This is a genomic window from Kitasatospora sp. NPDC059571 (assembly GCF_042735675.1).
Lineage (GTDB): Bacteria > Actinomycetota > Actinomycetes > Streptomycetales > Streptomycetaceae > Kitasatospora.
This window is the reverse complement of sequence record NZ_JBHWBW010000208.1, coordinates 1-12,660: the sequence shown is the minus strand read 5'-3', so window position 1 is coordinate 12,660 and position 12,660 is coordinate 1. Positions and strand designations below refer to the sequence as shown.

Here is a 12,660-nt window from a genome sequence, read left to right as displayed (position 1 = left end):
CCGCCGCACCGCGTCCAGCAGCGCGGCGTCCTCGGCGGGGTCGCCCCAGCGGTCGCCGTCGGCGTTCAGGTCGGCGACCACCGCATCCGGGTCGAACGCACCGTCGAGCACCGCCCGTTCGTCCTCCAGCAGCTGCCTCAGCACGACCGCCGGGCGGGCCGGTCGCCGGCCGGGGCCGCGCAGCGGTGCGACCGAACGCGGCGGCGCGGCCGGCCGGGGCGGGGCCGGACGGCTGAGGTACTCCGCCCGTCCGAGCCGGTCGGCGATCCGCTCCGCCGCGAGCACCACCGCCCGCGGGTCCTCGCCGTGCACCTGCACCACCACGGCCTGCAGGCCGGGCAGGCAGGCGCGAAGCCCGGCGAGGTAGGCCGGCCAGTCGAGGGCGGTCGGGAGGGAGGCCCGGCGGCGGACGACCAGCCCGGTGCCGCGGTCCGCCTCCGCCGCTCCGGAGCGCGGCCGGTACCTCGGGCTCAGCTTCCCGAACAGTGCGCTCGCGGTGGCCGGGGGCTGCGCGCCCTCGGACTCGTACGCGAACCAGCGGCGGCCGTCGACGGACGGTCTGCGGCTCTGCAGCAGGTGCTCGGCCGCGCCCAGCGGCTCGACCAGGTCGTCGCCGGCCGGATCGGCCAAGACCTCCGGGCCGCCGTCCCCGGCCAGGCAGAGCGCGGTCTCCAGGTGGAGGCGGTACCGCTCGTCCGGCCAGGCCCCGGCTCCCCCGCCCGACGGGCCGACGGGTATCCGGTGGGCCACGCCGGAGAGGACCGACGGTGCCGTCTCCGGGCGCCGTTCGATGTGCAGGTCGGCCTCCGGGCGGCTGGTGTAGAGCACCGGGACGGCCTCCGAGCCGGCGAAGGCCCGGGACGCCCGGCGCAGGGCCCGGTCCACCTCGACCCCCTCCTCGACGGCCGTGAAGAAGCCGCCGGCGAAGTCCGCGGACTGTCCGTCGTGGACCCGGCCGTGGACGGCCAGCACGTAGGGCACGCCCGCACGCGCCAGGTGTTCGGCGAGGGAGCGCTGGTCCCGGCCGGCCGCCGCGGCCGAGTCGCAGGCCATCAGCACCGCGAGCTGGACGCGGGCATCGACCAACTGCCCGGCCAGCCGGTCGCCGTCCAGCCAGTCGGCCCGGTCCGTCCCGGGCGCGGCAGCCACCACCAGCCCGCCGTCGACGTGGTGCCCGCCGAAGTAGAGGGCGAGCGCACCCGGCAGTGACCCGAGGATCCCGTCGGCGGTCGCCGGGGCCGGGACGCCCGCGGGCGCCCGGCGGGAGCGGCCCCCGCCGGCCTCGACCGACCTGACGTCGGCATCGCCGATCGCCCCGGCACCCGGCGCCTCGACCGTCCGCTCCGCGGGGGTGCGGATCGGGCCGCGCACGGCGGTCGCGTTGGCGATCACCACCCGGCCCGTCGCCGCGGGCGCCGCGGGCGGCGCCGGCCCGTCGGGCGCCACCTCGCGGACGAGGGTGAACCGGGGATGCCGGCCGAGCCCCTCGCAGCCGTCGCGCCGCACCGCGTCCGGTTCGGCGGCCCAGGCCTCCCAGAGGTCCGGCCGGTGGTGCACGGAGTCCGCCGGCAGCAGGACGCCCTCCCACGGGTACGCCCCCAGGGGAAGCCCCTCGGCCGCCGACGGCCGGGGCAGCCGCAGCCGGATGCGCAGCACCTGATCCGTGGGCAGGCCGCGGAGCACCTCGACCAGCAGGGCGCGGACCTCCACCGGCAGCAGGGCCCGTCCCAGGCCCGGCTGCTCCCGACGTGTCCCGAGCAGGCCCGGGCGCACCGGCGCCCAGCCGGCGGCGGAGGCCTGCCGCCCGCCGGCGGCGACCGCCGCCGCCCGGACGTTCCGGTACTCCCCGTCCCAGGCCAGGTCGATCCTCAGGCCGTCGCCCGCCGCCATCGGCCACCCCGTCCCCGCCCGGGGCGGCGGACAGCGGTGCCGCCGACCGGGCACAATTGCCTGCCGGACCGTCAGTTCCACTCAGCCTAGGGGACCATGAACACCGCCGACCCGATTCCTCGCTCGCAGCAGGAGCGGACGCTGATCGCGTTCCGGCGGTCCGGGCTGTGGCCCAGGGTGTCCGCGGGCACCCGGCAGGCGCTGGAGGAGTTGCTGCGGGACGGCACCCTCGACCGGGACGGCTTCGCCAACGCACTCGACGACATCCTGCTGGACGACGCCGCCGCGATGGCGCTGTTCGAGGAGTTCGTCGTGAGCCGGGAGGCGGGGCCGCGCGCGGTGGGGCCCTGGCCCGTACCCGCCACCGCCCCGGACCCGGCCGGCATCCCGACCGCAACGGCGCCCGAGGCGGCGCGGTTCCCGGCGGAGGCCGCGGACGACGCCGCCGAGACCGACGACCGGCACCTGAACCTGTGCCTGACCTGGCCGCTGTCACGGCGCGTCGTCCCGCCGGACCTGCGGCTCGGCGCCGGCCTTCGCTACGAGCTCCGGGTGGACATCGGGGCCCGGAGCGGCCACAGCCTGCTCGCCCCGGGCACCCCGTTCCCCGACGGGCAGCTCGACCACATCGATGCCGGCGGCACCGGTGACTGGCTCGACGTGACGGTGCTCAGCGAGGACTTCGCCGTCCCGGTGCAGCGGCACGCGATGTTCCTGCCGCTGGCGGGCCCGAGCTGGGTGTGCCCGTGCCCGCCCGGCGGTGCGCACGGATGCACCGCGGACCATCGCGGCGGACACCTGCGGATCCCGCTCGACGCCCCGCCCCACCCGGGGCCGGCGCGGCTGCGGCTGGTCGTCTCGCACCGCGGCAACCAGCTCCAGTCGGCCGCGCTGACCGTGCTGGTGGACACCCGGGAGGCGCCGCACGGCAGCACGACCGCGGTCATCGACTACACCCTGACCGGGGAGTTCACCGGCCTGGACCGGCTGCCCCGGCGGACGGCCGCCGTCCGGGTGTCCCGGGGCCCGGCCGGCGAGCTGGTCATGGACTTCGACGGTGCGGCCCGGCCCGTGAGCACCAGCTGGCTGACCGAGCACCAGGTCCAGGACGCGCTGTCCCGGACCCGCCGGGTCCTCACCGGTGTCCATGCCGCGGTCGACGAGGGCCGCAACCTGCTGGACCCCGACAACGGCAAGCCGGCCGGGGAGTTCGAGGAAGACCTGAAGCGCCTCGCCGCCGTCGGCTGGGACCTGTTCCACCTGCTGGCCCCGACCGTCGCGCAGCGCAGGGCCCTGCACGCCCTGCTCGGCCCGCCCGCCGAGATCCAGGTGTGCCGCGGGTCCCGGCAGACCGTGATGTTCCCCTGGGCGGTGGTCTACGACATCCCGGTGGACCCGCGTGCCCCCTGGTCGCCGTGCGCAGCGGGTCTGGCCGCGGCAGGACGGGCCGCGGCGACCCGGGCGTCCGGCCCGCGGAGCTGCCCGGACGAGGCCTCGCACGGTCTCAACTCACTCTGCCCGTTCGGTTTCTGGGGCTTCCGGCACAGCATCGAGCAGCCCGCCTCGCGGCGCGGCGGCGGACGGCTGTCGCTGCGGGCCGGGCGCGGGACTGCGGCGCCGGCCCTGGCCATCGGCCGCAGCCTCGCCCTGGACGCCGGTCTGAGTTCCCGCCATCTCGCCGCGCTCCGCGTCCAGTTCGCGCCGGGCACGGTCGGCGACCACGTGGCACGGGACGACCTGCGCCGGGCACTGGCCTCCGGCGACCAGGACTGCGTGTACTTCTACTGCCACGGGCGGCACGGGAAGGGAGCCGCGGCCGACACCACGGCCCTGGAGATCGGGCAGCAGGAGGAGTTCACCCCGTCGGCGCTGACCGCCTGGGCGACCCACCGGGACTGGCAGGGCTGGGCGCGGACGGCCCCCCTGGTCTTCCTGAACGGCTGCCACACGGTGGACACCACGCCCTCCTCGTGGCTCACCTTCGTGGACGCCTTCACCGATCTCGACGCCGCCGGCGTGGTCGGCACCGAGATCTCGGTGGACCAGGCCTTCGCCACCGAGGTGGCGGAGCGGTTCTGGTCGCACCTGCTGGCCGGCGGGACGGTCGGCTCGGCTCTGCACACGGTGCGGACGGAGCTGTTGGCCAAGGGGAACGTGCTGGGTCTCGCCTACACCGCGTACTGCTCGGCCGACCTGCGGCTGCGGGCCGGCTGACCGGCCCGCGGCCGGGCGGACGGACGGTGCGGTCGGACGTCAGTCGCCCATCCAGGTGGACGTCCGGGGCCCGGCGCCCTCGGCCGGCTGCGGTTCGGCCGCGGGAGCGGTCCGGATCTGCGCGGGTACGGGCGCCGCGGCCGGTGCGGCCGGCGCCCGCCGCTCCGCCCGGTCGATCAGTGCGCCGGTGACGAAGTAGCCGAAGAAGCCGACGGCCAGCCCGATGCCGTAGCCGGCGAAGAGGTCGGGGTCCGGGAACCGCCCGTTGATGACGGCGCCGCCGCCGAGCGCCGCCACGACGGTGACGAGATCGGCGATCCGCGAGCCGTCCGCGGCACGGCGCAGCGTCCGGTAGGCGATCCATCCGATGACGAGGCCGAAGGCTCCCGCGCCGATCAGGCCGAACACCGAGGTCTGCACGGCAACCCCTCTCACCCGGCGGTCCGTCCGGCGGGTGGTCGGCCACGCTATCGCATCGGCGTGGCCGGGAAGGTGCTGAACATCAGTTCGGAGCAGGGTGCATGACGTTCCGTCAGAGCGGAACCGGGCGGGAGCGCGGGCGGTGTGCCCCGCCCTCCCGCCCGGGCGGCGGAGGGCCGGATCAGGCCGGCGGGCGGAAGGCGGCGAGGATGCGCTGGGCCGCCATGGCGGCGGTCACCGTGCCCTCGCGGACCTGCCGTTCCAGGCCGGGGGCGATCCGGCGGACGTCCGGGTGCTCGTGCAGCCCGGCGAGCAGCTGGTCGTGGACCATCGCCCAGGTCCAGTCGACCTGCTGGTCGCGTCTGCGGGCGGCCAGGGCTCCGGTCGCCTCCAGGACCTTGCGGTGCTGCCGGACGCGGTCCCACAGCTCCGGCAGGCCGGCGCCCTCGCGGCCGCTGCAGGTGAGCACCGGCGGCGTCCAGGCCGCGTCCGGCGGCTGCAGCAGCCTGAGCGCGCCAGCGAGTTCGCGGGCGGCGGCCTTGGCGTCGCCCTCGTGCGGGCCGTCCGCCTTGTTCACCGCGACCAGGTCGACGAGCTCCAGGATGCCCTTCTTGATGCCCTGGAGCTGGTCGCCCGTCCTGGCCAGGGTGAGCATGAGGAAGGTGTCCACCATGTCGGCCACGGTGGTCTCCGACTGGCCGACGCCCACCGTCTCCACCAGCACGGTGTCGTACCCGGCGGCCTCCATGACCACCATGGACTCGCGGGTCGCCTTGGCCACGCCGCCCAGGGTGCCCGAGGTGGGCGAGGGGCGGACGAAGGCGTTCGGGTCGGCGGAGAGCTTCTCCATCCGCGTCTTGTCGCCGAGGACGGAGCCGCCGGTCCGGGTCGAGGTCGGGTCGACGGCGAGCACCGCGACCCGGTGGCCGCGGCCGGTGAGCAGCGTGCCGAGGCCTTCGATGAAGGTCGACTTGCCGACACCGGGCACGCCGGTGATCCCGACCCGCACCGCGTTGCCGGAGTGCGGCAGCAGGTCGACCAGCAGCTGCTGGGCGAGTTCGCGGTGGTCGGGCCGGGTGGACTCGACAAGGGTGACGGCCCGCGCGATCCAGGCGCGCGAGCCGTCGAGCACCCCCTGCCGGTACTGGTCGAGGTCGATCGTCCGGGGGGCCATCGGGTCAGCGGCTCACAGCTCGTGGCCGAGGTCCGCGGCGAGCGAGGACAGCAGGTCGTACGCCGCGTCCGGGATGACGGTGCCGGGCGGGAAGACCGCGGCGGCGCCCATCTCCAGGAGGGTGGGGACGTCCTGCGGCGGGATGACGCCGCCGACCACGATGGTGATGTCCTCGCGTCCTGCCTCGGCGAGTTCGGCCCGCAGCGCCGGCACCAGCGTGAGGTGGCCGGCCGCCAGCGAGGAGACGCCGACGATGTGCACGTCGGCCTCGACAGCCTGGCGGGCCACCTCGGCCGGGGTCTGGAACAGCGGACCGACGTCCACGGTGAAGCCCAGGTCGGCGAAGGCCGTGGCGATCACCTTCTGGCCGCGGTCGTGGCCGTCCTGGCCCATCTTGGCCACCAGGATGCGCGGGCGGCGGCCCTCCGCCTCCTCGAACCTCTCGACCAGCTCCCGGGTGCGCTGCACGCCCTCGGACGGTCCTGCCTCGTCTCGGTACACCCCGGAGATGGTACGGATCTGGCCGGAGTGGCGCCCGTAGACCTTCTCCAGTGCGTCCGAGATCTCACCGACGGTGGCCTTGGCGCGGGCCGCGTCCACCGCGAGGGCGAGCAGGTTGCCGTCCAGCGAACCGCCGCTGCCCGGGCCGGCCTCGGCGGCGCGGGTGAGGGCGTGCAGGGCGGACTGGCAGGCGGCCTCGTCGCGCTCGGCGCGCAGCCGGCGGAGCTTCTCGATCTGCTGCGCGCGCACGGAGGAGTTGTCGACCTTGAGCACGTCGATCTGCTCGTCGCTCTCCACCCGGTACTTGTTGACCCCGATCACCGGCTGGCGGCCGGAGTCGATCCGGGCCTGGGTGCGGGCCGCGGCCTCCTCGACGCGCAGCTTGGGGATGCCCGCGTCGATGGCCTTGGCCATGCCGCCGGCCGCCTCGACCTCCTGGATGTGCGCCCAGGCGCGGCGGGCCAGGTCGTGGGTGAGCTTCTCGACGTAGGCCGAGCCGCCCCACGGGTCGATGACCCGGCAGGTGCCGGACTCCTGCTGGAGCATCAGCTGGGTGTTGCGGGCGATCCGGGCGGAGAAGTCGGTCGGCAGGGCCAGCGCCTCGTCGAGCGCGTTGGTGTGCAGCGACTGGGTGTGGCCCTGGGTCGCCGCCATCGCCTCGACACAGGTGCGGGTGACGTTGTTGAACACGTCCTGCGCGGTGAGCGACCAGCCCGACGTCTGCGAATGGGTGCGCAGCGAAAGGGACTTGGTGTTCTGCGGGTCGAACTGCTTGACCAGCTTGGCCCACAGCAGCCGAGCCGCGCGGAGCTTGGCGATCTCCATGAAGAAGTTCATGCCGATCGCCCAGAAGAACGACAGCCGCGGCGCGAACGCGTCCACGTCCAGCCCGGCGCCGAGGCCGGCCCGCAGGTACTCCACACCGTCCGCGAGGGTGTACGCCAGCTCCAGGTCGGCCGTCGCACCGGCCTCCTGGATGTGGTAGCCCGAGATGGAGATCGAGTTGTACCGCGGCATCTTCTGCGAGGTGTACGCGAAGATGTCCGAGATGATCCGCATCGAGGGCTGCGGCGGGTAGATGTACGTGTTGCGGACCATGAACTCCTTGAGGATGTCGTTCTGGATGGTCCCCGCCAGCTTCTCGGGCGGCACCCCCTGCTCCTCGGCGGCCACGATGTACATCGCCAGCACGGGCAGCACCGCGCCGTTCATGGTCATCGACACCGACATCCTGTCCAGCGGGATGCCGTCGAAGAGCTGGCGCATGTCGTAGATGGAGTCGATCGCCACGCCGGCCATGCCGACGTCGCCGGTGACCCGCGGGTGGTCGCTGTCGTAGCCGCGGTGGGTCGGCAGGTCGAAGGCGACCGAGAGACCCTTCTGACCGGCCGCCAGGTTGCGGCGGTAGAAGGCGTTGGACTCCTCGGCGGTGGAGAAGCCCGCGTACTGGCGGACCGTCCACGGCTGGTTGACGTACATCGTCGGGTACGGGCCGCGCAGGTAGGGCGCGACGCCCGGGTAGGTGCCGAGGAAGTCGAGCCCGGCGAGGTCCTCGGCGGTGTACAGCGGCTTGACGCCGATGCCCTCCGGGGTCTCCCAGACCTGCTCCTCGACGTCCTTGCCGGTGGCCTGCTGCCAGGCGGAACGCCACTGCTCGCCGCTGCCGGCGGCGGTGTCCCCGTCCAGTCCGACGGTGGTGAAGTCGGGGATCATCGCGCCACTCCGATCTCGTCGAGGAGGGAGGTCAGGACCTCGACCGCGTCGCAGCCCGCGAACACGTAGGAGTCCACTCCCGCCCGCTCAAAAGCCTCGCGCAGCTCGCCGGGGCGCCCGGCCAGCAGCACCTTCGCGGCACCCGCCGCCTTCAGCGCCTTGGCGACCGCCTCGCCGTGCTCCTCGTACAGCGCGTCGCCGGAGCACAGGCAGGCCGTGCTCGCGCCGCTCGCGGCGAAGGACTCGGCCAGCGCGGCCGGGTCGAGGCCCTCGGCGGCGACGGTCTCGATGCCGCCGGCCTGGAAGAGGTTGGCGGCGAAGGTCGTCCGGGCGGTGTGCGCCGCGGCGGTGCCGAGCGAGGCGAGGAACAGCCTCGGCCGGGCGCCGGTGGCGGCCAGGTGGGCGTCCGAGCGGTCGCGCAGCGCCTCGTACGCCTCGGCGCGGCGGACCTGCGGCAGGCCGCCGCCGCGGCGCCCGGGTGCGTGCTCGCGGATCAGCGGCTGCTCGCCGAGGTTCGGGAACTCGCTGACGCCGGTGACCGGCTCGCGGCGCTTGGCGAGCTTCGCGGTGCGCTCCGCCCAGGTGGCGGCGATCCGGTCGCCGACCAGTCCGGAGGCGAGCGCCGCGCGCAGGCCGCCGACCCGCTCGATCTCCTGGAACCAGGCCCAGGCGGCGTGCGCCAGCTCGTCGGTGAGCTGCTCCACGTACCAGGAGCCGCCGGCCGGGTCGACCACCTTCGCCAGGTTCGACTCCTCCAGCAGGATCGCCTGGGTGTTGCGGGCGATCCGGCGGGCGAAGGCGTCCGGCAGGCCGACCGCGGCGTCGAAGGGCTGCACGGTGACCGCGTCGGCGCCGCCGACACCGGCGGCCAGGCAGGCGACGGTGGTGCGGAGCATGTTCACCCACGGGTCGCGGGCGGTCATCATCACCGACGAGGTGACGGCGTGCTGGCGCTGCGCGGCGGCCGGGCCGGTGACCCCGGAGACCTCGGCGACGCGGGCCCACAGGCGGCGTGCGGCACGGAACTTGGCGATGCCGAGGAACTGGTCCTCGGAGGCCGCGTAGCGGAACTCCAGCTGCCCGGCCGCCTCCTCGGCGGTGAGGCCGGCGGCGGTCAGCGCGCGCAGGTAGCCGACGCCCGCGGCGAGCGAGCAGCCGAGCTCCTGGACGGCCGAGGCGCCGGCGTCGTGGAACACGAGGGCGTCGACCGTCAGGGCGCGCAGGTTCGGGTAGCCGCGGGTGCACTCGCCGGCCAGGTCGGAGGCCTCGGCGAGGAGGTCGGTGGTGGCGGAGTCGTCGCCGGTGCGGGCGAGCAGACCCAGCGGGTCGGCGCCGAGGTTGCCGGAGGCGACGTCGGCGGGCACCGCGCGCTCGGCCAGCAGGGCGAACAACTGCTCGGCGGCGGGCCGGAATTCGGCACCCGCGTCGAGTACCACCGCGGCCAGGTCGAGGTAGACGCCGTGCAGGGCGCCGGGCAGCCCGGCGACCGGCAGGCCGCCCTCGCCGACGGTCAGCCAGAGCGAGGTCACACCGTTCTCGAGGTCGGCGAGGACCGCCTCGTTGGTGCGGGCGGCATCGGTGCCGCCGTGGCGCTGGCGCACGTCCCAGCCGGACACGGCCGAGCCTTGCGGCCGGCCGCCCCGGAGGTACGGCGGGAAGCCGGGATAGCCGGCGTCGGCCGGGGCGTCCTCGGCGGTGTACAGCGGGCGGGCGCTGAGCCCGTCCTGGAGCTTGGTGGTGAGCGCTTCCTCCGCCTGCACGCCGCTCGCGTTCTGCACACCCGACTTGCGCAGCACGCCTTCGACGAGGCGCTGCCACTGCTCTCGGGTCGCATCCGGGAACTCGGCGGCCAGGGGAAGCCCTTCGGGCAGGACCGTCATGAGTGCAGGTTAGTGCTCGTTAGCAGGTCGGCAGCAGATCAATCCAGTGTGACCTTTCCCTCCCTGCACTCCGCACCGCGGGGAGTGCAGCGCCCCCGGAGCCGGTCGCGGGGCCGCCCCGAGGACCCGTCAGCACGGTTGGCGCAGCGGCGCCGGCGGGCGGGGCGGCGGCGAGGAGCCGGGCGCGGTCAGCGGGCCAGGCCGTGCATCAGCAGCTCGGCGAGGTGGGCGTACGCCTCGGCGTCGGCCAGGCCGGTGGAGGCCGCCACCTGCCGCTGCTGGATCCGGACCATGACCGAGGTGATGACGTCGGCCGCGAAGGCGACGTGGACCTCGCGGAAGGCGCCGGCCGCCACTCCCTCGTCGATCAGCTGCCGGACCCGCCGGGCCGCGGCGCGGGTGTTGCGCTCGTACACCTCCGCCGCGGGCTCGAAGGCGGCGACGTCGTCGAAGAAGCGTGCCGACACGGGTGCCAGTTCGGCGGCGACCGCACCGAGGTAGGCGGCCAGCTGCCGGGCCGGGTCGGCCTCCGCCGCCAGTGCGGTCTCCACCCGGGCGGTGGCCCGCCGGAAGAAGTGCACCACGGCGGCGCTGACCAACTGCTCCTTGCTGCCGGCCAGCCCGTAGAGGGTGCGCTTGGAGCAGCGCAGCCGGGCGGCCAGGTCGTCCAGGGTCAGCTGGGCGAACCCCTCGGCGATCAGCAGGGCCACGAGCTCCTCGAACAGCTCGGTCCGGCGGGCGGCGCCCCGTCCGGTCGGTCTCGGGACCCCGGCGGCTGATGTCTCGATCACGCGTCCAGTATTCCAGTGCTCTTTGGTCTACTCTATCCGGTACTGACGTACCGCACAGAGTACCGTTTGGAGCCCGACATGGCCGTCGACCGTCTGCTTCCCACCCAGGAGGCGGAGGATCTGATCGCGCTCACCCGCGAGATCGCCGACAAGGAGCTGGCCTCCCGGGTCGAGGAGCACGAGCACGCCGAGAGCTACCCCGAGGGCCTGTTCGCCGTGCTGGGCCGGGCCGGGCTGCTCGGCCTCGCCTACCCGGAGGAGTTCGGCGGCGGCGGCCAGCCGTACGAGGTCTACCTGCAGGTGCTGGAGGAGCTCGCCGCGCGCTGGGCCGCGGTGGCCGTCGCCACCAGCGTCCACACCCTGGCCTGCCACCCGCTCTACGCCTTCGGCAGCGCCGAGCAGAAGGAGCGCTGGCTGCCGGACATGCTCGCCGGGCGGGCGGTCGGCGGCTACAGCCTCTCCGAGCCGCAGGCCGGCTCGGACGCGGCCTCGCTGTCCTGCAAGGCCGAACCGGCCGAGGGCGGGTACCGGGTCACCGGCACCAAGGCCTGGATCACGCACGGCGGCCGGGCCGACTTCTACGCGCTGTTCGCCCGCACCTCGCCGGGCAGCCGCGGCGTCTCCTGCTTCCTGGCGCCCGGCGCCGCCGAGGGCCTGAGCTTCGGCAAGCCGGAGCGCAAGATGGGCCTGCAGGCCGTGCCGACCACCTCCGCGCACTGGGACGGCGCGCTGCTCGACGCGGACCGCCTGATAGGGGCCGAGGGCCAGGGCCTGGAGATCGCGTTCAGCGCGCTCGACGGCGGCCGGCTCGGCATCGCCGCCTGCGCCACCGGCCTCGCCCAGGCCGCCCTGGACGCGGCCGTGGCGTACGCCAACGAGCGGTCCACCTTCGGCCGGAAGATCATCGACCACCAGGGCCTGGGCTTCCTGCTGGCCGACATGGCGGCCGCCGTCGACTCGGCGCGCGCCACCTACCTCGACGCGGCCCGCCGCCGCGACGCCGGCCGCCCCTTCGGCCGGCAGGCCAGCGTCGCCAAGCTGATCGCCACCGACGCCGCCATGAAGGTCACCACGGACGCCGTCCAGGTGCTCGGCGGCTACGGCTACACCCGCGACTTCCCGGTCGAGCGCTACATGCGCGAGGCGAAGATCATGCAGATCTTCGAGGGCACCAACCAGATCCAGCGCCTGGTCATCAGCCGCACCCTGGCCCACTGACCGCCGCACCGCCCGACCGCACCGCCCTCACCCACTCCACCGAGGAGAGACCCATGGACATCGCCGGTTCCGCCGCCCTGGTCACCGGTGCCGCCTCCGGCCTGGGCGCGGCCACCGCGGCCGCCCTCGCCGCCCGCGGCGCCACCGTGTACGGCCTGGACCTGGACAAGGCCGTCGCCGCCGCCGGCCCGCAGCCCGACGGGGTCGTCCTGCTGGCCGCCGACGTCACCGAGGAGGAGCCGGTGCGGGCGGCGCTGGCCCGGATCGAGGCCGACGGCGCAGAGCTCCGACTGGCCGTCAACTGCGCGGGCATCGCGCCGTCGGCGCGCATCCTCGGCCGCAAGGGGCCGCACGACCTCGACCTGTTCCGCGCCGTGCTGAACGTGAACCTGCTCGGCACGTTCAACGTCATGCGGCTCGCCGCGGAGGCCATCGCCCGCCAGGAGCCGGACGCCGCCGGCCAGCGCGGCCTGGTGGTCAACACCGCCTCCATCGCCGCCTTCGAGGGCCAGGTGGGCCAGATCGCGTACGCCGCCTCCAAGGCCGGCGTGGCCGGCATGACCATCACCGCAGCCCGCGACCTGGCCCAGTTCGGGATCCGGGTCGTCACCATCGCGCCCGGCATCGTGGACACCCCGATGATGGCCGGCTTCAGCGACGAGGTCCGCGCCGGGCTGGCCGCGAGCGTGACCTTCCCGCAGCGGCTGGCCGAGCCCGCCGAGTACGCCCGCCTGGTCACCATGATCACCGAGCACGACTACCTCAACGGCGAGACCGTCCGGATGGACGGCGCCCTGCGGATGACCGCACGGTAGTACCGGCCGCCGTCCGGACCCGCCGCCGGTACGGACCCGCCGCC

9 protein-coding genes are annotated in these 12,660 nt (G+C 74.9%); 3 read left to right on the top strand and 6 right to left on the bottom strand.

Going from position 1 to position 12,660, the window contains the following annotated elements; genetic code table 11:
• Positions 1 to 1,890 (bottom strand): CHAT domain-containing protein (locus tag ACFV0G_RS22270; RefSeq protein ID WP_380550504.1); only part of this gene is annotated, 1,890 nt, incomplete at its 3' end.
• Positions 1,891 to 1,986: 96 nt separating this feature from the next.
• Here ACFV0G_RS22270 and ACFV0G_RS22265 point away from each other — a divergent pair.
• Complete coding sequence (locus tag ACFV0G_RS22265; RefSeq protein ID WP_380550501.1) at positions 1,987 to 4,104, top strand: CHAT domain-containing protein; 2,118 nt, start codon at positions 1,987 to 1,989, stop codon at positions 4,102 to 4,104.
• 39 nt (positions 4,105 to 4,143) lie between these two features.
• Here the strand turns inward: ACFV0G_RS22265 and ACFV0G_RS22260 are convergent, their stop codons facing one another.
• The 5 genes from ACFV0G_RS22260 to ACFV0G_RS22240 all read right to left on the bottom strand — a co-directional run bounded on the left by ACFV0G_RS22260 (position 4,144) and on the right by ACFV0G_RS22240 (position 10,583).
• Positions 4,144 to 4,539: a hypothetical protein gene (locus tag ACFV0G_RS22260; protein ID WP_380550498.1), complete on the bottom strand. Its 396-nt coding sequence runs from the start codon at positions 4,537 to 4,539 to the stop codon at positions 4,144 to 4,146.
• Between the two features lie 166 nt (positions 4,540 to 4,705).
• The gene (gene meaB / locus ACFV0G_RS22255; protein WP_380550495.1) at positions 4,706 to 5,698 is read right to left on the bottom strand and encodes a methylmalonyl Co-A mutase-associated GTPase MeaB; all 993 of its coding nucleotides are present in this window, start codon (positions 5,696 to 5,698) and stop codon (positions 4,706 to 4,708) included.
• Positions 5,699 to 5,710: 12 nt separating this feature from the next.
• Positions 5,711 to 7,912, bottom strand: coding sequence for a methylmalonyl-CoA mutase (scpA, locus tag ACFV0G_RS22250; protein WP_380550492.1), 2,202 nt, complete (start codon positions 7,910 to 7,912; stop codon positions 5,711 to 5,713).
• The gene (mutA, locus tag ACFV0G_RS22245; protein WP_380550489.1) at positions 7,909 to 9,792 is read right to left on the bottom strand and encodes a methylmalonyl-CoA mutase small subunit; all 1,884 of its coding nucleotides are present in this window, start codon (positions 9,790 to 9,792) and stop codon (positions 7,909 to 7,911) included. Before mutA ends, scpA begins: the two co-directional genes overlap by 4 nt.
• 188 nt (positions 9,793 to 9,980) lie before the next feature.
• Entirely contained in the window at positions 9,981 to 10,583 is a 603-nt protein-coding gene (locus ACFV0G_RS22240) for a TetR/AcrR family transcriptional regulator (RefSeq protein ID WP_380550487.1), read from the bottom strand.
• A 78-nt stretch (positions 10,584 to 10,661) separates the two neighbouring features.
• Here ACFV0G_RS22240 and ACFV0G_RS22235 point away from each other — a divergent pair, with 78 nt between their 5' ends.
• Positions 10,662 to 11,801: an acyl-CoA dehydrogenase family protein gene (locus ACFV0G_RS22235; RefSeq protein WP_380550476.1), complete on the top strand. Its 1,140-nt coding sequence runs from the start codon at positions 10,662 to 10,664 to the stop codon at positions 11,799 to 11,801.
• A gap of 53 nt (positions 11,802 to 11,854) precedes the next feature.
• Positions 11,855 to 12,616: an SDR family NAD(P)-dependent oxidoreductase gene (locus ACFV0G_RS22230; protein WP_380550473.1), complete on the top strand. Its 762-nt coding sequence runs from the start codon at positions 11,855 to 11,857 to the stop codon at positions 12,614 to 12,616.
• Positions 12,617 to 12,660: the final 44 nt, after the last annotated feature.